The sequence below is a fragment of the Shewanella pealeana ATCC 700345 genome, assembly GCF_000018285.1.
GTDB classification, from domain to species: Bacteria; Pseudomonadota; Gammaproteobacteria; order Enterobacterales; family Shewanellaceae; genus Shewanella; species Shewanella pealeana.
The window spans coordinates 1,295,341-1,317,751 of the sequence record NC_009901.1 but is presented as its reverse complement, the minus strand read 5'-3'; the positions used below and the strand labels follow the sequence as shown (position 1 = coordinate 1,317,751).

The following is a 22,411-nucleotide window of genomic DNA, read 5'->3' as shown; positions in this document are numbered from 1 at the left end:
TTAACTCCCAGTTAATACTTCTTGCTCTACGCCAGTGACTATACTGACTCGACCCATATTATTTCGTCCGAAACTTGCATCAGTAGAAACCTCCACGCGCCTACAGCTAATCAAATTTGCGCCACTCGCGGCCGAACTTCTTTGACAAGCCACATCACCATCAACCATAGGTGCTAAAGTACTAGATGCATTAAATGTATCGTCAACGACTGTTTGCGAAGCATTGATATTTGCTAAAGTAGTTCCAGCTTTTGCCGCTAAAACTTTATCCAACGCGCCATGAGCTTCAACCATCGCTTCGATCCTCTCAGACCCCGCCCCGGCCATTTTTATAGATTGATTAGAGTTTATAGCTAGCGCTACACCAATTACCGTCATAATCAGCAAAATAATAAGAGAGAAAAAAAGTACAACTCCCTTCTGTTTTTTGATTTTCATACATAATGTCCTAAAGCAAAATGGGATTTTCAAGCACGACGGTGGTCATAACGACCTTGCGACGAAAACCATCACCATTTGCCGCTATTTCTTTGTCACCAAGCGTATAAACGGTGTTGTTTGTATAACTATTATCTTCTTCAAGAGAGCGCACTAATACATAAATACGAACCGCGACTAAACGCTGTAAAGCGGTGTTATCCCACATAAAGCTTGTAGTGCTTTGTGCTGGCCTAAAGCTATCAGCACTCTTATCGCCGTTACTATCAAAGCCATACATAACTCTAATATTTTCTACCCCCTCAACGAGTTGTTCATAGCTACTTCCTGATTTCATTCCGCCTTTACCTAACACTCTACGCATAAGTACGGGCACATTATTATCAGTTTGTATGAAATACACATGATGTTGAAGCTCCCAAATTCGGGAGTTAGTTAGCGGCGGTACAGCTTGATCTCCGGCAAAAATAACGGCCTGGCTAGACGTTGTCGCCATATAATAGCGATTTGAATTCAGTGCAGCAGGCGCTATAGACGGTCCGATTAACCGCTTAACTTGCAATACATCGGTATCGACTGATACATCAGGAATACATGCCATTCCCCCACCTCCAGCGCTATGTTCATAACCCCAAATGCGTCTAAAATGAGCAGCCTGATTATTTGGAAAGCTCGCATTGTTAGCCCCAGCCCCTATACAATCATTGGCAGCAGCAATAGCAGGGGCGTCAATCGTTGTATTCATCCCAAGCACAAAGTCGGTACCTGTCATATCCCCCATAAAGCCTAGTTGACTAACATCTCTTTCAATTAGAGCAAGTGCAATTCGGCCATTTTCTTGCAGCTGATTAAACTGACTAGTAGTTGTCACGTTCGTAGAAGACATTGCGAACATTGAGAAAACACCAAGAGTCAAAAATAAACTCACGACCATTGCGACCATCAGCTCAACAAGCGAAAATCCCCACTGCGCATGACTTAATTTATTATCCGTATTCATAAGATTAAAGAATTACCGTATTAATGAAGTAAAATCGACGCTGGTTCTTGTTTTTACTTTCACCACAACCACGCACAAAAACGGGTTGAAGAGGCCCAGCTTTATTTACTTTATTCATTCCACGCCAACTAAGTACAACAGTTACCTCACCACTATCCTTTGCTTCTATACAAGCTGTAGCGTTATCTAACCCGCCAACTTTTTTACCATCAAGCACTTCTGAGTAGCCTAAAACTTGCTGATCCAATTGATAGAGATCCCATAATCGAGTCTCAAATGTATTACAGGTATCAATAGGTTGCCCCACAGAAACATCGCAACGTTTGCCCGGAATAGATAACGTGCCACTGTAAGTACCTGCATACGATGTAAGCTGAGAACGGTTTAATTTGATACGACTAATAATATCGTTGGCGAGATAGGCGGCCTGAGTCTGCTGGAAAGACTCGAAACTACCGCGCTTAGAGATCACATGAAGATTGAAAACGCCGATCAAGCCGACGGTCAAAATAACCAAAGCAACTAACACTTCAATCAATGAAAGTCCTTTCTCTTTGGTGTTCATTCCGTCAATTCCTCAGTATTCGTCATATTCTTGACGTTAAAATTTATTTTTAATGTTTAAAATCGGTGACTTATAGTAATATGAAAGCATACAGGTTAATAGTAGATTAGTCGAATGTTGAGTTGTGGTGATTAATGCGCACTCCTGATTAACATACAAGATATGGCTGAATTTTAAGCGAAAAAAAAGAGGCCTAAGCCTCTTTTTATTTAATTCAATTTGTATCTCAACTTCACGAAGCCTCAACGAAGCTCAGCAGGTACCGCGAAAACAGTATCTTCGAGTTGACCTTCGACCTCTGTTACTACGCTCGGTGCCATTTTAGCAATCGCATCGACAACCTGCTTAACCAAGACCTCTGGCGCAGATGCCCCAGCGGTTACGGCAACGCGTTCTACGCCATTAAACCATGTGGCATCCACGTCATCGGCATTATCCACTAAGAAAGCTTGTGTGCCTTTCTTCTGTGCTAACTCACGCAGACGATTTGAGTTAGAACTGTTCTTGGAGCCAACGACGATAAATAGTTCCACTTCTTCAGCAACATTGCGAACTGCGTCTTGGCGGTTCTGCGTCGCGTAGCAGATATCATCCTTACGCGGCCCTTCGATTGAAGGGTACTTTTTCTGTAAAGACGAGATCACATCCGCGGTATCGTCCATTGATAAGGTTGTTTGAGTCACAAAGCAAAGGTTGTCAGGATCTTTGACCACAAGCTTTGCTACATCTTCAGGTGACTCAACTAAATGTACGCCACCAGCAGAGTTGTCGTACTGACCCATGGTGCCTTCCACTTCAGGGTGTCCTGCATGACCAATTAAGATGCACTCAATACCTTTACGGCTTGCACGAGCGACCTGTAGATGAACCTTAGTGACAAGAGGACAAGTCGCATCGAACACCTTTAAGCCGCGTCTCTTAGCTTCGGCTCGAACGGCTTGAGATACACCATGAGCACTAAAGATAACGATGCTATCGTCTGGTACTTGATCTAGCTCTTCGACAAACACGGCACCACGTTCTTTCAAGTTCTGCACCACGTAGCGGTTATGAACCACTTCGTGCCTGACATAAATAGGTGGAGAAAATAACTCTAATGCGCGCTCAACAATACTAATGGCGCGATCAACACCTGCACAAAAACCACGAGGATTTGCCAGAAGAATATTCATAATTACAGTACCTGTACCACTTCAAGCTCAAAGGTTAACACTTGACCTGCGAGTGGATGGTTCAGATCTATGGTCACTGAGTCAGCGACCACGTCTCTCACCATACCTGGGATCTCACTGCCACCAGGGCCAGCAAAGCTCACTATCACGCCAGATTCCAGTTTCATGTCAGCAGGAAAACGACTTCTGTCCATATGATGAACAGCATCGGGATTCGACTCACCAAAAGTATCGGCAGGCTGCAGTGTAAAGCTGTGCTTGTCACCCTCTTTAAGGTTAACTATCTCAGCTTCAAACGCTGGGCTCAAACTCTCATCCCCCACGTTGAATCTTGCAGGCTTACCACTTGAGCGAGTGCTTTCTGCAGTAGAACCGTCTTCAAGTACAATATTCATATGACATAAAACTGAATGCATCTCTGACACTTAAGTTACTCCTTTATACCATCTGATTTCTTGTCGTCTTTACCGGCAACAAAAGAATCCAAAATAATAAGTCCTGCCCCAACACAAATTGCCGAGTCAGCAATATTAAATGCAGGGAAATGACTAGTATTCCAATAGAAATCTAAAAAGTCGACTACGTAGCCATGTTGTAGGCGGTCAATTAAGTTACCTAATGCACCGCCGATCACTAAGGTGTATGCAAGATTTAAGCGCCACATCTTGCTTGGTTGCTGACGCAGCCAAACCGATAACAATACGCTAAAGCCAACTGCTACGAAGGTAAACAACCAACGTTGCCATCCGCCAGCATCACTCAAGAAGCTAAACGCAGCGCCATAGTTACGTACATAGGTAAAATTAAACACTGGCAGTAACTGAATCGACTCATATAGGTCAAAATTCGACAATACCCATTGCTTAGATAGTTGGTCGGCTAAAAAAACCAACACAACGACCCAATACCAACGCAGGCCACTGTCTTTCCAGTTAGTTGGCATCAACTGTTCCTTTTCCATAGATAGCATCAACTCGTATTCTTTAGAATAAAATGATAAACAATACAAAATTAACTTACAAAAAAACAACGGCCCTATAAAAGAGCCGTTGCTATCACTTACTTAAGCAAACTGACGAGTTTCGCCTTCGCCTTCGATATTAGTTACGCAGCGAGTACATAGAGTTGGATGCTCGGCTACTGCGCCAACATCTTCTCTATGGTGCCAGCAGCGTTCACACTTCTCAGCTTCTGACTTCTTCAAGCTTAACTTCAATGAAGCAAGTTCTGTCTCAATTGCATCACTTGGTGCTTGAGCTAGAGCAACAACTTCAGTCTTAGAGGTTAGCAATACGAAACGTAGCTCATCACCTAAGTTCTCAAGTACCGCTTGAAGTGCCTCATCAGCATACAAGGTCACTTCAGCTTCTAATGAACCACCGACTTGTTTTTCACGTCGTGCGTTCTCAATCACCTTGTTTACTTCTGCGCGAACAGCAAGTAATTGATCCCAGTACTCATCGCTTAGATCAGATTCAAGTGCGACTGACTGTAAACCTTGGTACCAAGTTTCAGTAAACACGTACTCACCGCGCTCACCTGGAAGTAGCTTCCAGATTTCGTCAGCGGTAAAGCTTAGAATTGGCGCTATCCAGCGAACCATAGCTTCAGAGATAAGATACAGTGCAGACTGACAGCTACGACGAGCATTGCTGTCTTCTTTCGCTGTGTATTGTCTGTCTTTGATGATATCTAAGTAGAAGCTGCCTAGCTCAACAGAGCAGAACTGCATCAACTTTTGTGTGACTAAGTGGAAGTTGTACTGGTCATACGCTTCTAGTAACTCTTGTTGTAGTGCTGCTGCGCGGCGAACAACCCAACGATCCAAGGCAACCATGTCTTCAACTGCAACCATATCAGTTTCAGGATTAAAGCCATTGATGTTAGCCAATAGGAATCGAGCCGTGTTACGGATACGACGGTACGCGTCTGCACTACGGTTTAGGATCTGATCAGATACAGTCATTTCACCGCTGTAATCTGTTGCTGCAACCCATAAGCGTAGAATGTCAGCACCTAGCTTGTTAGTCACATGCTGTGGTGCAATCACGTTACCAACAGACTTAGACATCTTACGGCCTTGTCCATCAACGGTAAAACCGTGAGTAAGCACTTGCTTATAAGGTGCCTTACCGTTCATCGCAGTCGAAATCATTAGCGATGACATAAACCAACCACGGTGTTGATCGCTACCTTCAAGGTACAGATCAATTGGGTGGCCATTAAACTCTGGGCGCGCAGCAACAACCGACGAGAAAGTAGAACCCGAGTCGTACCAAACATCTAATGTGTCGGTAACTTTACGGTATTGGTCAGCTTCATCACCTAATAGCTCTGATGCATCTAGATCCCACCAAGCTTGAATGCCTTCTTGCTCGATACGAGCCGCAACGCGCTCCATTAGCGACACGCTATCAGGATGAAGCTCTTCTGTTTCACGGTGTACAAATAAGGTAATAGGCACGCCCCATGTACGTTGACGTGAAATACACCAATCAGGACGGTTCTCCACCATCTTCTCGATACGGCTTTGGCCCCAGTCAGGGATCCACTGAGTCTGCTCAATTTCACCTAATGCTTGCTGACGTAGACCTTTTTGATCCATCGAGATGAACCACTGCGGTGTTGCACGGAAAATAATAGGTGTTTTGTGGCGCCAGCAATGTGGGTAGCTGTGCTTAATCTGTACATGATTAAGTAGTGCACCCTTCTCTTCTAGCAGTTCAACAACGTTCTTGTTAGCCTTAAATACATGTAAACCAGCGAAGATTTCTGTATCTGGCTTGTAAACGCCGTTATCACCAACTGGGTTAGCCACTTCTAGGCCGTACTTTTGACCAACCACGAAGTCGTCTTGACCATGACCTGGAGCGGTATGAACCACACCCGTACCTGAATCAACAGTAACGTGATCGCCTAAAATAACGGGAACATCGAAATCATAGAATGGGTGGTTAAAACGCAGAAGTTCTAAATCACTACCCGCAACGGTACCAAGCACAGTGTGAGATTCAGCGCCAAAACGCTCAACACATGATTCATACAAATCAGTCGCTAGCACTAATGCTTGTGCCTGACCTTCTTTAACCATCTCAACTAAGGTGTACTCAACATTAGCCCCTACAGCTAACGCACGGTTAGCAGGCAGAGTCCAAGGTGTCGTCGTCCAGATAACCATAGAGATGTTATGTGGGTATTCATTTACACCGAACTTAGCAAGTAAGGCTGGCTTATCGACAACAGTGAAAGCCACATCGATAGCTGGTGACATCTTGTCTTCATATTCAACTTCAGCTTCAGCCAAAGCAGAACCACAATCAGTACACCAATGCACGGGCTTAACACCTTTGTGCAGATGGCCATTATCAATTACTTTTGAAAGTGAACGGACGATGTTAGCTTCAGTGCTGTAATCCATCGTTAAATATGGATTTTGCCAATCAGCAAATACGCCTAAACGGATAAAATCATCACGTTGACCGTCTACCTGTTTAGCCGCATATTCACGACATTTCTGACGGAATTCAGCCGCTGTAACCTTATGGCCTGGCTTACCCACTTTTTGCTCAACTTTAAGCTCGATAGGTAGACCATGACAGTCCCAACCAGGAATGTATGGCGCGTCAAAACCAGACATGGTTTTTGACTTAATAATAATATCTTTAAGAATTTTGTTTACTGAGTGGCCAATATGAATGTCACCGTTCGCATATGGAGGACCATCATGCAAAATAAACGGTTTGGCATCTTTACGGCTTTCACGGATCTGTTGGTACAGTCCATTTTCGGTCCAAGATTTTAACATCTCTGGCTCACGATTAGCCAAATTACCACGCATCGGAAACTCTGTTTCCGGCAAATTCAAAGTAGATTTATAGTCGCTCATTGATCCTTTACCGTTTTGTTCGCTAAGCTGTTCAGCCTGCATCGCTACCAAGTAGGGCTTTCGCTCTATTGGCATCATCTTTAATTTGTTTTTTCAGCGCATCTAACGATCCAAATGGCTGCTCGTCTCTAATCTTTGCCACTAACTCCACTTCGACGGTTTTACCATAAAGGTCGCCGTCAAAATCAAATAGGTGGACTTCTAACTGACAGACTTGGCCGTTTACCGTAGGTCTAAAGCCAACGTTAGCCACGCCTTCATATATATCGCTGTTATCCCAATATAGCTTGACCGCAAATACACCTCGAACAGGTGTAACTTTACGCTTTAAAGCAATATTAGCAGTAGGAAAACCAATCGTTCGACCAATTTTCTCACCATGAGCCACCTTGCCACTTAAGGTGAAAGGGTGCCCTAATAATCGTCTTGCTTGCTCTAGGTTGCCTTTTGCAAGTAACTTGCGGATTTCCGTTGAACTGACACGCTTATCGCCCAAAATAAAACTTTGAGTGCTAACCACTGCAAAACCGAATTTCTCACCGGCTTTGCGTAACATATCAAAATTACCTTGGCGCTGTTTACCAAAGCAAAAATCGTCACCAACAACTAAGTACTTAACACCTAAAGCCTTAACGAGTAACTGCTCAATAAAATCTTCAGCGCTATAACTGGAAAACTTATTATTAAAGTTTACACACAATAAGCGGTCGATCTTTAGCTCATCGAGCAAGACTATCTTGTCTCGCAACAAACTTAAACGAGCTGGTGCACTTTCACCCTGAAATAACTCTCGCGGTTGTGGCTCAAAGGTCATCACTGCGGCAGGCAAACCTAGGTGCTCTGCTTTCTTGACTAACCGATTAATCACTTCCGCATGACCACGGTGAACACCATCAAAGTTGCCTATGCTTAATACGCAACCTCGATGTTTCGGCAAAATGTTATGAATACCGCGGATTAATTCCATTATCTTACACGACACATGAGAGTAAATGGGCGGATTATATACCAGCTAGCCTTTATAATCAGCACTCAAACTGCAGCTTTCATCTTCCAAGGACGAATTCCGAGGCAAACTAGGCAAATAAAGTATGCGACTGCTGCAAATACAATCAATTTAGCCAAGGTATAACTGCGTTCAACAAAGGATAAATCAAGCCACTGCGGTGTTGTCGGGTCGAACTGAAACAATACCAGTAACATTACCCCAGCCGCTATTGCTGATTTAACTAAAAACATCACGGTAGCCTTGTTGACTCGATAGACATTTGCCTTATGCAGCCCGCGATACAATAGACCTGCGTTAAGCAGCGCCGACATCGAAGTCGCAATAGCTAAGCCGACATAACCGAATGGGATCGCAAAAATAAGGTTAAACACCATATTACTCACCATAGCAATAATCCCGTAGCGAACTGGCGTTCTGGTATCTTGTCTGGAGTAATAGCCAGGGGCCAAGATTTTTATCAACATAAAGCTGAGAAGGCCACTGCCATACGCCATCAAACTATAAGATGCCATTTCAACATCGTTATAACTGAATGCACCGCGCATAAATAGCACCATCAGCATAGGCTTAGCCAACATGATAAGGCCGCACATTGCTGGTAGGCCTAATAAGATTATCGCTTTTACGCCCCAGTCCATAGTTTTTGCAAACTCAACACTTTCAGCATTCACATGACGCTTAGATAACGCTGGTAATATAACGGTTGCGATAGCAATACCAAATAAACCGAGCGGAAACTCGAGTAATCGGTCTGAGTAATATAGCCAACTGATTGACCCCGTCATTAAGAAGCTTGCAATAAACGTGTCGAGTAGCAGGTTTATTTGTGAGACAGATACACCAAACAGTGCCGGGATCATTAAGGTACGAATTTTGGTCACACCAGGATGATTCCAGCCCCAGCTTGGCTTAACCACCGCCTTTTCTTTCATTAAGAAAGGTATTTGGAACAAAAACTGAATTAAACCACCTAAAAACACACCACAAGCCAAGCCGATTTCGGGCTGACTCAGATTTGGCGCAAGATAGATGGCTGCAGCGATAATAGCGATGTTTAAAAACACCGGGGTAAAGGCTGAGACTGCAAAACGACCACGGGTATTTAAAATCGATCCCGCTAAAGCGGTAAAGGTGATAAACCACAAATAAGGGAAGGTAATCTTCAACATCAAGGAGGCTAGTTCAAACTTTGCTCCATTAGGCTCGTCATTCACCCAGGCTAAAAACCAGCCTCCGCCGAACAGCGCAGCTAGGACAGGAGAAGCAATTACCCCGACTAAAGTCACGACAGTGACCAGTATCCCCAAGGTACCTGCGACTTTGGAAATCAGCTCTCTGACCTCTTCACTGGTGTTTTTTTCTTGGTACTCAGTTAAAACGGGGACAAATGCTTGTGCAAAAGCGCCCTCGGCAAACAGGCGTCTTAAAAAGTTGGGAATTTTATTCGCAAAGAAAAATACATCCGCACTACTTCCTGCTCCCAAAAGGTTCGCTATAACAACATCTCGAACTAAACCTAAAACACGGGAAATCAACGTCATAGCACTCACGATAATGCCTGACTTCACTAACTTCTTGCTCAAAACGCCCCCTGCTCCGAAATAGAGCTAAATTACTTTAGGCAATATCACGTAAAAATTGGTATTGCCTCTATTGTCTCATGGTAATACCTGCTAGAATTGGGCCACATATTACACGAGTTAGGTTGAAGATAGCCAAGCTGGTTGGATTATTTTGAGTTAATCAGATTGATTCGAACATTGTCATTGACAAAGTGACAAAAATACGGCATATTCCTCGACCTTAAAAATACCAAACCCAGTTTTAGGAGTTGCACCTTGGCTAATAGCAAGTCTGCAAAGAAGCGCGCGCTTCAATCTGAAAAGCGTCGCCAACACAACGCTAGCCGTAGCTCAATGTTACGTACTTACGTTAAAAAAGTAATTGCTGCAATCAATGCAGGTGACCACGCGACAGCTACTGCTGCTTTCGCTGTAGCACAACCAATTGTTGACCGTATGGCGACTAAAGGTCTTATTCACAAGAATAAGGCTGCTCGTTATAAGTCACGCTTGAATGCTAAAATCAAAGCTCTAGTAGCTTAATTTTAGTTTAAAGCAAATGAAAAAAACCGGCCTTGGCCGGTTTTTTTATATCTGAAATTTGCCATTACTGTACATTGCAATAAATGATAAAGACTCTAATATGCGTCAAGCATGAAATTAATCTGCTAACTGGGTGCAATAAAACCTTTCAAACATCCCAACCCAACAGCTCTGATACCAAGACTTCAGAATCAGTAGATAAAAAAATAGAGAGGCAAGCCTCTCTATTTTACATCCACGGTGCTGACTTTCCAGACAAGAGCCTCGTTAGCAAAATAAACCATCTCAGCTAACAACTGGCCTTAGCTTTAACTAAGCTACTGTCTTTAAGCTTTCACAATAGATGTTGTTCAATAATTTAATGATCTCTGCAACTTCGTTACTCTTTAACGAATAATAAACCGTTTGAGCTTCCTTGCGTGTTTCCACTAAATTATCTTTACGTAACCAAGCTAAATGTTGGGACAGAGCTGATTGGCTTAAACCCAATTTCTTGTTCATTTCACCAACGCACATCTCGCCTTCATTAAGAAGGTAGCACAAGATAAATAAACGACGTTCATTGGCTAACGCTTTCAACAATACAACGGCATGGTCTGCTCGTTGCTGCATTAGTTCTATATTCATTACGAGCCATTTCTCCTAAAACAAACCGACGCCCTAATATAGCGTTGCCTTACAGATATAGTCGGGAGGTAAAGCACACTTTTTGCTAGATTGTTTTTAAAAGTGAGATATAAGTAATAAAAACAGAGAAAACTCATAATAAACATCTATCTCTACATGGTCTTAGAGACAGTTTGTCTCTGCTTAATGGCCAATAAAAAAACCATACGGACTATAGAGACAATCTTGTAGCGGTGAAATTACAACAAAGAGCCCTTCGTTTTATTTATACTAACGAACTTGTTGTATCCTTAACTGTTGAAGTTGATCCTAAACTCAAAGGGACTGCAATGTTCTTATCGCTGCCCAGCTTTTTTAATGCCTCTAGATTTCGAACAGCTTTATATAAACTTAATTTCGGTACTGTCAAACCTATCAGATAGACTTCTGAGTCTGTGAATAAGGATTTAAGAGATTAATCATATTCGATGCAGATGAGATAGTTACCGTCTCTAATAAAGCCTCTGGAGCCCTGATAAGAGGGGCCTAATTATAAAATTTTGTAAGCTTAAAAATAGAAAAGCAGCCATCAGGCTGCTTTTTAACTTTTTCGACTAGCGTTACTGACCACTATTGCTCTTCACGCAAAAAGACGGGCTCGTTCACTGTCGAGTCCTTCTCACTGTAGTAATAACCAGCTGTATCGAACTTGGTCAACGCCTCTAACGAGTCGACATTATTATCTAAAATATAACGTACCATCATGCCACGAGCTTTTTTGGCAAAGAAGCTAATCACTTTGTACTGACCGTTCTTGCAGTCTTTAAACACTGGAGTAATCAAGCCTGCGTTTAGTTTTTTAGGCTTAACCGCTTTAAAGTATTCATTTGACGCGAGGTTAATAATAAACTCACTCCCCTGCTCTGCCGTCGTTTGGTTTAACTCATCAGTGATGATATCGCCCCAGAATTGATAGAGGTTTGTGCCTCGCTCATTCGCCAAACGAGTGCCCATCTCCAAACGATAGGGCTGCATTAAATCCAGAGGTTTAAGCAAACCATATAGACCCGACAGGATCCGCAACTGCTGCTGGGCCCTATCCAAGCTCTGTGGCGAAAGAGTATCGGCGTCAAGCCCTGTGTATACATCACCTCGAAAAGCGAATACAGCTTGCTTAGCATTCGTCGGAGTGAACTCTTTTTGCCAAGAGCTAAATCTTGCTACGTTTAAGCCTGCAATTTTATCACTAACCTTCATCAGTGTTGCCACATCAGTCGGTGTTAACTTACGGCAAACTTCAATCAGCTGTTCACTTTGATCGAGTAACGTTGGCATTGAATAGTTTTCGCTGCCGGGAGGATTGTCAAAATCGAGTGTTTTTGCTGGAGAGACTAAGATCAGCATGCATAGGTCCTTTAAAGATATTCTAAGACAATGATACTGAACAAAAACAAAAAAACCACGCTTAAACGGCGTGGTTTTTTAGATTGTACTGATACCGCTTATAGATTAAGCGCCAGCAGCTTCTGCTTTCGCTTCGGCCTTAGCCTGAGCCTTGGCTTCTTCTTCAACGGTTTTGCTGGTCCAGATCCCACCTTCTAAATTAGATAGCTCAGGGAACTTGCTTGCATCGAAGGTTGGAGTTTCGCCACTTTTTAATTGTTGACGATAATCGTTAATCACTCTAATCGCTAAACCAGACAGCAGTAATAAGGCAATAATGTTCACAGTCGCCATTAGGCCCATAGACACATCGGCTAAGTTCCACACTAGACCAATCTTAGCTACAGCACCGAACATCACCATACCTAAAACGCACACTCTAAAGATAGGCAGTGCTTTCTTGCTGTTACCCGACAAGTACATTACGTTGGTTTCAGCATAAGAGTAGTTAGCAATGATAGAGGTAAAGCAGAATAGCAAAATTGCTAATGCAACAAATCCACCACCCCAAGGTCCAACGTGTTGTGTCAATGCCTCGATGGTTAGCTTAATGCCATCACCGTCTGAACCTAAGTCACCCGCCAATAAAATAATTGCCGCTGTTGCTGTACAGATAACTATGGTATCGACAAAAACACCCATCATCTGTACAAAGCCTTGCGACGCTGGATGATTTGGATTTGGCGATGCACTCGCTGCGACGTTTGCCGCGCTACCCATACCCGCTTCGTTAGAGAATAAACCTCGAGCGATACCAGCTTGCATCGCTTGAGCGATAGTATATGCCACACCACCTGCAACGGCTTCTTGCAGACCGAACGCACTCTTTATCACCAGCATAAATACATCAGGAAGCTTCTCGATGTTCATTGCCACAACAACAAAAGCGATCAAGATATAGGCAATAGCCATAATCGGAACGACGATTTCCGATACCTTAGCCACTTTATTTAAGCCGCCCATAATCACAAAGGCACTGAGGATCACAATTGCGATGCCGACGTAAGTCGCATCTAAATTAAAGACCTGAGTCATTGCACCAGTAATGGTATTGGCTTGAACAGCGTTAAACACTAGGCCGAAAGCAATGATCAAGAAGATTGAGAATAAAATTCCCATCCAACGCTGACCAAGGCCCTTTTCCATGTAATAGGAAGGGCCACCGCGGTATTGCCCGTCTTGATCGCGTACTTTATAAACCTGCGCCAATGTTGACTCAACCATTGCCGTTGCCATACCTAGGATGGCAATAAGCCACATCCAGAATACTGCACCTGGGCCTGCCGCTGTAATCGCAACCGCCACACCGGCCATATTACCAGCGCCAACACGAGCCGCCATACTGGTACAGAAAACCTGGAAAGAAGAAAGGCCGCTTCGTCCGCCGCCTTGACGACTCTTAAGCATGATTTCGCCAGAATGCTTAAAATGAGTAAGCTGAATAAATGCCAGTCGAATTGTAAAGTACAGTCCAGCACCAACCAGACCATATACTAATAGTTTTCCCCAAAGCAGCGCATTGAGAAAATTAACCGTTGTTTCTATCATATTATTTCAATCCCCATGACAAACCCAATCGAGCTAAACCAGCCATCGATGGTGTCTATCCTGTATTAACCTTCCTAAGTATTTAAATAACAGCAGATTTTATTTTCAAATTGTCTTAAACGTGAAAAAACTACATCACGCCTGCTGTATTCCGCGCAGCAAAATAGCATAGCATTGCTTCAACCCTGAGCGATATAGATCACAGTTCAGCACTTACCTGACATCAGCATCACACCTTCCCACAAACCACACCACTCAAAATAACCAAATTAACACAATTCTCACATCCTGCTGGCGATACTTTTTGTACAAATTGCATTCAAAAAATCGGAGCTAGGCCACATTCTCGTAATAAAATTACAAATATAGTGACCAATATGAAATTTGTTTAACTTTATGATTACGTAAATGGAGATATTTATGGCACATCAGCAAGAAATTGTCGCACTAAAGAAATTTGTTCGAGCAACTAACTTTCTAGCGACATCACAAATTTACTTAAAGAAAAACGTGCTGCATAAACGCGCACTCGAACATAGCGATATCAAGCCAAGGCTACTCGGCCACTGGGGAACCTGTCCGGGGATCAACTTTGTTTATGCTAACGTCAACAGACTTATCAGCAAACACAAACGCTCCTTCGTTTACTTGGTCGGTCCTGGTCACGGCTTCCCAGCCGTTCAAGCAAACTTATTTATGGAAGGCTCCTTAAGCCATTTCTACCCAGACACCATTCCATATAACGAAGACGGTATTACCGATATTTGCCAGAAATTCTCAGCAGCCTATGGCTACCCTTCCCATGCAAACCCTGAAGCGCCAGGCCAAATCCTAGAAGGCGGCGAATTAGGCTATTCACTGTCTGTTGCTTGGGGCGCCGTGTTAGATAATCCAGATCTGATTGCAGCGTGTCTAATTGGTGATGGGGAATCTGAAACTGGGCCACTAGCCGCATCTTGGTACGCTAACCGCCTTGTTTCACCAAAGAACAATGGTGCTGTGCTGCCTATCGTTCATATTAACGGCTACAAGATCTCTGGCCCAACTCGTATGGGGCGTATGAGCCATGAAGAGCTCGACCTTGAGTTTAGAGGCTTAGGCTATCAGCCAATCATTGTTGATGACCAGCTAGAAGAAGACGTTTACCTTCAAATGGCTGCGGCAATGGATAAGTCATATGAAATGATCAATGACATCCAGACCCGAGCTCGCGCTGGCGAAGACATTGTAAAGCCGCGCTGGCCAGTGATCTTGATGCGTACGGCAAAAGGCTGGACGGGTACAGCTGAGTTTAATGGTAAGAAGTTAGAGGGTAACTGCGAATCCCACCAAGTTATCGTTAATAAGTGTGCTAGCGACAAGGGGCATCTAGATGCCCTCAATACATGGCTAGCCAGCTACAAGTTCAGCGAGTTATATAGCATCAGCGACAAAGGCGAGCTTATCTTCGACCAAGACATTCAGTCTCTGCTACCGCCTAAAGAACTGTCTTGTGGTCGACAACATTTAAGCTACGGCGGTGAAGTGGTTCGAGCATTGGCACAACCCGATCTTGAAAAGCTTGCCTACGGCCCGGAAACTCCACGCGGTCATCGCGGCTTATCTATGTATAAGATGGGTGAATGGATGCGTGATGCCTTTAAGCTCAATCGCGACCAACGCAATCTACGTATTTTCTGCCCGGATGAAACCTATTCAAACCAGCTACAAGCAGTGTTTGAAGAAACGAGTCGTGCATGGCAGTGGCCTATAGAAAGCTGGGATGAAGACATGTCCCGTGATGGCCGAGTCATTGAGCTACTTTCAGAAAACCTATTGTTCGGTATGCTACATGGTTATACCGTAACGGGTCGCCATGCGATGTTCCCAACTTATGAGGCTTTCTCGCAGGTTGTATCATCGATGGCAGATCAATACTGTAAATACGTATACGCAAGCCAAGGTGTGCACTTCCGTAAGCCTGTACCTGCTTGTAACGTAGTATTGTCATCACTACTTGAGCGTCAAGATCACAATGGTTACTCACATCAAAATCCATCTTTCCTAGGTGCTATGCTCGAGAAACATCCTAAGATCATTTCGGCTTATCTACCCGCAGATGGTAACAGTACACTGGTTTACACCGAACGCGCCTATGCCGATCGAGACAAGTTAAACATCTTAGTTGCAGGTAAGAAAGATCTGCCACAATGGCTCACGCTCAATGAAGCCCGCCAACAAGCTAAAGACGGTGTCATGGTTTGGGACTTTGCCTCAGATGAAAGTCCTGATGTAGTTCTTGTTGGTTGTGGGGACTACGTCACCCAAGAAGCAATGGCCTCACTGGTACTTATCCGCGAGCTCTTACCACGTGTACGTATTCGTTTCGTGAGTGTTACCGAGCTTACAAGTAGTGGCCTAGGTAGCTTAGAGTTCCAAAGTAAGCCTTGGTTGATGGATGAAATATTTACCACCGATAAAGGCGTGGTATTTAACTATCACGGTTATCCAAACACCATTAAGAAACTGGTATTTGACTATAAAGGCAGTAAGCGTTTCAGAATCAAAGGCTATGAAGAGGAAGGTTCAACTACAACACCATTTGATATGGGCGTGCGTAACGGTACTTCACGTTACCACTTGGTTATAGACATGGCGTATAAACTATTCCAGCAAAGCGTTATTGATGAAACCCAGCATGTAGCAATCACCACTGATATGCTGCAGCGCTTAGTCGACCACAGGAATTATATCAAGGCTAACGGGGTTGACCCAGAAAGCATTGAAAACTGGGTTTGGACTCGGTAACAGCCTCATCTGAGAGCTAATTTCACTGCAAATTTAAGGGCGCTTTTTAAAGCGCCCTTTTTTTGCAACCTAATTTACCCGTATAATTTAACAATTGAAGTGGAAAATATTACATTTGCAGCAGATAATAGTGCCAGCTGGCTAAAGCATAAAAGGATCTCCGTGATAAGTGCTAGCCCTGCTTACATTGAATAAAAGCAGATGGAGAAGTTTTTATAAAACATAAGGATTTTGAATGATGAACAACACACTAAAAGCAGTTCTGCTTACTTCGATGTTACCTTTTGCTGCTAGCGCGGCTGATGGCATGAGCCCCTGGTATGTAGGTGGCGGTGTCGGTATCAATAACTACCAACCCAATTGCGATCAAAAAACCATGAAAAGCTGTGGTGAGGACGACCCTTATGCATGGGACGTATTCGCAGGTTATTTATTTAATGACTACTTTGGTGCAGAGCTAGGTTATCGAGACCTAGGTCGAGCTCAGTGGGTCGACTATTCAAACAAGCTAAATGACGTTGGTGCTAAAGGAATGAACCTTGGCCTAGTGGCATTTTGGCCGTTTGCTGGTGATTGGAGCCTGTCTGCCGAAGCGGGTGCCTTTAACTACATCATCTCCAACAACAAGAACTATGGTAGTGAATACTACAGCGATAATGGCGTCGCTCCATACGTAGGAGCAGGCATTGGTTATAACATTACCGATAACCTTAAAATCCAAGCTAAGTACCGTCGTTATGAAAACCTTGACGAAGATAAGTGGAAAACCCTAGAGATGGAAAGTAACTACTGGGGGCTTGAGCTAAGTTATCGTTTTGGTAGCAAGTCAAAGCCTGCTCCGGTTGTAGCACCTGTAATAGTGGCAGACTCTGACAATGATGGCGTGACTGATGATATGGATCAGTGCCCTAATACACCATCGACTCACAAAGTGGATGCTAACGGTTGTACTATCTATCAAGAAGCTGAAGACAAGTTTGATATCGAAGCTAAGTTCGCTACCAACTCCGCCACGGTACAAGAGTCATCATACGGTGATATCAAGGAGCTTGCTGAATACATGAGTCAGCACCCTAATGCCGAAGTGACTATCTCTGGTCATGCTTCAAATACAGGTAAAGCTGATTACAATATGGCGCTTTCTGAGCGCCGCGCCGCAGCGGTTGCCGAGATCCTTATCAATGAGTACGGGGTTGCATCGAGCAAAGTATCATCTAAAGGCTACGGTATAACTCAGCCACTGATTGAAGGAAGCTCTGCAGAAGCAAACGAAGCCAATCGCCGTATCGAAGCTCATGTTACCGGCACAGAAGAAGTGCCAGTACTTAAGTAATTCAGGTAAAAGTTAACAAAAGCCTATGGTTATCACAGCCATGGGCTTTTTTAATTTTATGCATTCATAAAAAAGCTATACTTCTTGATTAGACTTTTATTAAGCCGCAGCAGTAAACTACAACACGTAGTTAGATTACAAAAAAAAGCCCTTTAAATGACTTTTAGCAACTTTTGTGTAATTTTTTTTCATATATGGTTGGAATGTTCATTAAAATGGCTTTTAATAGCTGCTAAATTTATTGTCCAATCGATGCTGCTCATAGAGTAAAGGATGTAAAACCCATGGCCAACACATTAGAACAACTTAAAGCTTTCACAACAATTGTTGCCGATACAGGTGATATTGAAGCCATAAAACGTTACCAGCCAGAAGACGCCACGACCAACCCCTCTCTTATTTTAAAAGCATCTGAAATTCCTGAATACAGCGCACTTATTGAAAACGCCATCGACTGGGCCAAAAGCCAGAGTGATGTTCTAGCGCAACAGATTGAAGATGCCGGTGATAAACTTGCCGTCAATATTGGTCTTGAGATCTTAAAAATTGTTCCAGGTCGTATTTCTACAGAAGTTGATGCCCGCCTTTCATTCGATAAAGAAGGCTCAATCGCTAAAGCACACAAGCTTATCAAGCTTTACCAAGAAGCTGGTATCGACAAGTCTCGTATCCTTATTAAGCTAGCGTCAACTTGGGAAGGAATTTGCGCCGCTAAGCAACTTGAGCAAGAAGGTATTAACTGTAACTTAACCTTGCTATTTAGTTTTGCTCAGGCTCGTGCATGTGCAGAAGCCGGGGTTTACCTAATCTCTCCTTTCGTTGGTCGTATCCTTGACTGGTACAAGAAAGACACGGGTCTTGAATACAGCGCCACGGACGATCCAGGTGTAGTATCAGTAACAAGTATCTATGACTACTACAAACGTCATGGTTTTAATACTGTAGTTATGGGCGCAAGTTTCAGAAACACAGGCGAGATTATTGAACTTGCCGGCTGTGACAGACTAACCATTGGCCCTGCACTACTAGAAGAGCTACAAAATAGCACCACGCCTATCGTACAAAAGCTTCTTCCAGCAACCGAAGTAGTTGCTCCAGAAGCTGAAATGACTGAAGCCCAGTTCCGTTGGGAGTTCAACGAAGACCCTATGGCAGTAGAGAAGCTAGCCGAAGGTATTCGCAACTTCGCTATCGACCAGGGTAAGCTCGAAGTTATGCTAAAAGAAAAGCTTTCGTCTTAACGGAATAGGACAAGACTATGACAGAACTCACTCAACAAGCTAGCTGGCAAGCACTTGAGAAGCACAGTAAATCGCTTCCTCATATGCGCGAACTCTTTTCTACTGAACCTGAACGCTTCGGTAATATGTCGACTCAGGCATGCGGCCTATTTTTAGATTATTCTAAAAACCGTGCTTCACAAGAGACGATGTCATTACTGTTTAATCTAGCCAAAGACTCTCAGCTTGAATCGAAAATTAAGGCGATGTTTGCAGGACACGTGATAAACAACACAGAACAACGTGCAGTTTTGCACACAGCTCTGCGTGCCCCTGCTGACAAAGTTATTAATGTCGATGGCAATAATATTGTCGCCGAAGTTCAGCAGACATTGGCAAAAATGGGTGAGTTCGTCGAGTCGCTGACTTCTGGTCAGTGGAAAGGTTATACAGGTAAAACCATTACTGATGTGGTAAGCATAGGTATTGGAGGTTCCTTCTTAGGCCCAAAAATCGTTTCTCAAGCCCTGCGTCCTTATTGGACAGGTGAGCTAAATTGTCACTTTGTGGCAAACGTGGACGGTACTTCTATCACTGAAAAACTTAAAGGGCTCGATCCACAAACCACCCTGTTTGTGATGTCTTCTAAGTCTTTCGGTACCCAAGAAACCTTAACCAATACGCTAACCGCAAAAGAGTGGTTTTTAAGCCAAGGTGCATCACAGTCTGATGTGGCAAAGCATTTTGTCGCCGTGAGCTCGAACGTCTCTAAAGCTACTGAGTTTGGTATCGATGCTAACAACATCTTCCCAATGTGGGATTGGGTCGGTGGACGTTACTCATTATGGTCTGCTATTGGCTTACCTATCGCCCTGCTAATCGGTATGGATAACTTCCGTCAATTATTGGCTGGCGCTCATGAGATGGATGAACATTTTGCCAATACCCCATTAGAGAGCAATATGCCGGTGATTATGGGTATGTTCTCGCTTTGGTATGGCAACTTTTTCAATGCACAGTCTCATGTCGTGCTTACCTATGATCATTACCTGAGAGGTCTACCAGCTTACTTCCAACAACTCGATATGGAAAGTAATGGTAAATCTGTCACCCTAAACGGTACTGATGTTGATTACAGCACTGGCCCGATTATTTGGGGAGGTGAAGGCACCAATGGCCAGCATGCATACCACCAGCTACTGCATCAAGGTACAGCGCTTATCCCGGCTGACTTTATTATGCCGCTAAATAGCCACAACCCAGTGGGTGAGCATCATGTACAACTTGCTTCAAATTGCTTCGGACAAACCCAAGCATTGATGCAGGGCAGAACATTCGATGAGGCATTAGCTGAGCTTAACCAAAGTGGATTAGCTGAGGAGCAGAAGCTGCTTATCGCTAAGCATAAGGTGATGCCAGGTAATAAGCCAAGCAATACTATTTTGATGGATAAGCTAACACCGTCGACCTTAGGTTCACTTATTGCCCTTTACGAGCACAGAACCTTTGTTCAAGGCGCTATCTGGCAGATAAACTCTTTCGACCAGTGGGGTGTAGAGCTAGGTAAACAACTCGGTAATGATGTACTAGAACGTCTGGTCGCTGATACTGAAGCCAAAGAGCTCGACTCATCGAGCAATGGTTTAATTAACCTGTTTAAGCAGGGCAAAATTTAATACTGCTCAGCACACGGCTTTCCATGCCTAACAAAAAAAGCCAGTTTCTACTGGCTTTTTTGTTTTTCACTAGCTAATACCAATCAGTATAAGAAGTTGATCTACTCAGAGCGGTTTTTGGCAAACTAATTCAAGGCGAATAGCTGTAAGAATGGCTATTCCCTTGTAAAGCTGTTCAACGCTGAAGTAGGCAGCCAAAAACGCTCCAGAATGGCGAGTTTTAGCGACTCTGACGCTTTGACTCTTAAGGAACAAGAGTGAGCTTAACCCTAGTTCAACTATGCTCTTCACACGTTGCAAGCTGCATGGATGCGGCGAATGTCATTAATGCACGACTATATGGATATAGGAGGTAGAGTAACGCAGGAGCAGTTACCGAGGAGCATTTAATGACCTCGCCTCAGAACCACTAAACTCTCGCTGAGCGACCAAATCTTTATACTGATTGGTATAAAGATTCCACTGCAACTTGAAACACATTCATTTTTAACCTCCACGAACTCAAACTAAGACATTAAAACTTCATTTGAATTTAACATTTTTGAAACATTTTAGTTGCAACATGAACAAAAATCATGCTATTAAATTGAAGACAAAATAAAAAAACAGGAGGTTGCCATGAATCGACTCGATTATGGTAGTGCGCTAGATAGTATAGTAGAGAAGCCAAGCCGCTCAAGAAGCTCCAATAAGAAGCGGAAGTGGCGTGAAATTGAAGCTCTAAAAGAGAAGCACCGCTTACTTAAGGAACTTCAAGAAATGGATAATAATTTCAGTGGCGAGCTAGATACCCTCCTGATGTGATTGAAACAAAAAGAGCGCTAAAGCGCTCTTTTTTAGTTTTATCATACAAGTCGTAATTAGTTAATCTGCCGTTTCCAAGTACTCTCTAAGCTCTTCAAACAACACTTTATCACTATCACTAAACAAAGGGTCATCAATCAAACGCGCGTCGCACAGAGCCGCTACCTTCTGCCAGTCTTCATCGGTAATCACTTCATCCCACTTAGGAAATACAGTTGACTCCTCATATTCCATGTGTGATTGCTGCATTCGAACATAACTTTCTAGATCGGCAACCAGCTGCTCTTTCGATACCACAATATCGTTTAAAATCAGGTTTAACGTCGCCATAAGCGAAGTAGAGGCTTCACCTAATTTAAAATGTTCAGAAGTCAGCTTTTCATTGATGTGTGAGCGGCCAAGCTTGTTCCAGTAAAATTCAGAAATCACTTCTTCCAATGGATGGTGGCTATGCTCTGCATAACTTTGCATATATTCCACTATATCTCGTACCACGTTATAGTTTATCGCTTCACCTGCGGCTAATTTAGTATATTTAGCCTTTAAAACCTTAAGCAAAATAGCAATATGCTTATGGTCGTGCATGAGTCTCGCTAGCATAGTCATCTCCATCCTAATTCGCCCCCACTATCATCTATATTAGTAAACAGTATAAATAACGCCCAACATAACAAACCACTTACAGTCGGGTTAATGATAGAGATCAAGCTATTTTGGATTAACTAACAAGAACTTGTAGCTATTGGACTGACTAAAAATAAATATGCTCAGTACAGGGTTTATCTTGCATGGCATAATAGCCAAAGAACAAACCTAGGC

At 43.4% G+C, this 22,411-nt stretch carries 19 protein-coding genes; 6 read left to right on the top strand and 13 right to left on the bottom strand.

From position 1 onward, the window contains the following. The 9 genes from SPEA_RS05675 to murJ form a co-directional block, all read right to left on the bottom strand. Window positions 1-432: a pilus assembly PilX family protein gene (locus tag SPEA_RS05675; protein ID WP_041411303.1), complete on the bottom strand. Its 432-nt coding sequence runs from the start codon at window positions 430-432 to the stop codon at window positions 1-3. A 16-nt stretch (window positions 433-448) separates the two neighbouring features. Beyond that, a complete protein-coding gene (locus SPEA_RS05670; RefSeq protein WP_012154346.1) occupies window positions 449-1,438 on the bottom strand; it encodes a PilW family protein in 990 nt (329 codons plus the stop codon). Window positions 1,439-1,442: 4 nt separating this feature from the next. Further along, a complete protein-coding gene (gene pilV, locus SPEA_RS05665; RefSeq protein ID WP_012154345.1) occupies window positions 1,443-2,003 on the bottom strand; it encodes a type IV pilus modification protein PilV in 561 nt (186 codons plus the stop codon). 242 nt (window positions 2,004-2,245) lie between these two features. After that, window positions 2,246-3,175 (bottom strand): 4-hydroxy-3-methylbut-2-enyl diphosphate reductase, encoded by a 930-nt coding sequence (ispH, locus tag SPEA_RS05660; RefSeq protein WP_012154344.1) that lies wholly within the window; start codon window positions 3,173-3,175, stop codon window positions 2,246-2,248. 2 nt (window positions 3,176-3,177) lie between these two features. After that, the gene (fkpB, locus tag SPEA_RS05655; RefSeq protein ID WP_398353666.1) at window positions 3,178-3,591 is read right to left on the bottom strand and encodes an FKBP-type peptidyl-prolyl cis-trans isomerase; all 414 of its coding nucleotides are present in this window, start codon (window positions 3,589-3,591) and stop codon (window positions 3,178-3,180) included. 14 nt (window positions 3,592-3,605) lie between these two features. Further along, on the bottom strand, window positions 3,606-4,118 hold the full coding sequence (gene lspA, locus SPEA_RS05650) for a signal peptidase II (protein WP_012154342.1): 513 nt from the start codon (window positions 4,116-4,118) through the stop codon (window positions 3,606-3,608). Window positions 4,119-4,238: 120 nt separating this feature from the next. Then, on the bottom strand, window positions 4,239-7,061 hold the full coding sequence (ileS, locus tag SPEA_RS05645) for an isoleucine--tRNA ligase (RefSeq protein ID WP_012154341.1): 2,823 nt from the start codon (window positions 7,059-7,061) through the stop codon (window positions 4,239-4,241). A gap of 31 nt (window positions 7,062-7,092) precedes the next feature. Beyond that, a complete protein-coding gene (gene ribF / locus SPEA_RS05640) occupies window positions 7,093-8,028 on the bottom strand; it encodes a bifunctional riboflavin kinase/FAD synthetase (protein WP_012154340.1) in 936 nt (311 codons plus the stop codon). 65 nt (window positions 8,029-8,093) lie between these two features. Beyond that, entirely contained in the window at window positions 8,094-9,653 is a 1,560-nt protein-coding gene (gene murJ / locus SPEA_RS05635; RefSeq protein WP_012154339.1) for a murein biosynthesis integral membrane protein MurJ, read from the bottom strand. Between the two features lie 255 nt (window positions 9,654-9,908). Between murJ and rpsT the strand changes: the two genes are divergently transcribed. Further along, on the top strand, window positions 9,909-10,175 hold the full coding sequence (gene rpsT, locus SPEA_RS05630) for a 30S ribosomal protein S20 (RefSeq protein ID WP_012154338.1): 267 nt from the start codon (window positions 9,909-9,911) through the stop codon (window positions 10,173-10,175). A 312-nt stretch (window positions 10,176-10,487) separates the two neighbouring features. On the opposite strand, the gene SPEA_RS05625 is transcribed toward rpsT, so the two are convergent. The 3 genes from SPEA_RS05625 to SPEA_RS05615 all read right to left on the bottom strand — a co-directional run bounded on the left by SPEA_RS05625 (window position 10,488) and on the right by SPEA_RS05615 (window position 13,772). Next, a complete protein-coding gene (locus SPEA_RS05625) occupies window positions 10,488-10,802 on the bottom strand; it encodes an ArsR/SmtB family transcription factor (RefSeq protein WP_012154337.1) in 315 nt (104 codons plus the stop codon). A gap of 609 nt (window positions 10,803-11,411) precedes the next feature. Beyond that, window positions 11,412-12,185, bottom strand: coding sequence for a peroxide stress protein YaaA (gene yaaA, locus SPEA_RS05620; RefSeq protein WP_012154336.1), 774 nt, complete (start codon window positions 12,183-12,185; stop codon window positions 11,412-11,414). Between the two features lie 105 nt (window positions 12,186-12,290). Beyond that, a complete protein-coding gene (locus SPEA_RS05615; RefSeq protein WP_012154335.1) occupies window positions 12,291-13,772 on the bottom strand; it encodes an alanine/glycine:cation symporter family protein in 1,482 nt (493 codons plus the stop codon). A gap of 420 nt (window positions 13,773-14,192) precedes the next feature. On the opposite strand from SPEA_RS05615, the gene SPEA_RS05610 reads away from it, so the two are divergent. The 5 genes from SPEA_RS05610 (at window position 14,193) to SPEA_RS05590 (ending at window position 21,592) form a co-directional block, all read left to right on the top strand. Beyond that, entirely contained in the window at window positions 14,193-16,559 is a 2,367-nt protein-coding gene (locus SPEA_RS05610) for a phosphoketolase family protein (RefSeq protein ID WP_012154334.1), read from the top strand. A 235-nt stretch (window positions 16,560-16,794) separates the two neighbouring features. Next, window positions 16,795-17,892, top strand: a complete 1,098-nt coding sequence (locus tag SPEA_RS05605; protein ID WP_012154333.1) for an OmpA family protein — start codon at window positions 16,795-16,797, stop codon at window positions 17,890-17,892. 284 nt (window positions 17,893-18,176) lie between these two features. Further along, a complete protein-coding gene (tal, locus tag SPEA_RS05600; RefSeq protein WP_012154332.1) occupies window positions 18,177-19,133 on the top strand; it encodes a transaldolase in 957 nt (318 codons plus the stop codon). A 17-nt stretch (window positions 19,134-19,150) separates the two neighbouring features. Continuing rightward, window positions 19,151-20,788: a glucose-6-phosphate isomerase gene (gene pgi, locus SPEA_RS05595; protein WP_012154331.1), complete on the top strand. Its 1,638-nt coding sequence runs from the start codon at window positions 19,151-19,153 to the stop codon at window positions 20,786-20,788. Between the two features lie 618 nt (window positions 20,789-21,406). Next, window positions 21,407-21,592, top strand: coding sequence for a DUF3545 family protein (locus SPEA_RS05590; protein WP_012154330.1), 186 nt, complete (start codon window positions 21,407-21,409; stop codon window positions 21,590-21,592). A gap of 60 nt (window positions 21,593-21,652) precedes the next feature. On the opposite strand, the gene SPEA_RS05585 is transcribed toward SPEA_RS05590, so the two are convergent. After that, on the bottom strand, window positions 21,653-22,192 hold the full coding sequence (locus SPEA_RS05585) for a hemerythrin domain-containing protein (protein WP_041410857.1): 540 nt from the start codon (window positions 22,190-22,192) through the stop codon (window positions 21,653-21,655). Between the last annotated feature and the right edge of the window lie 219 nt (window positions 22,193-22,411).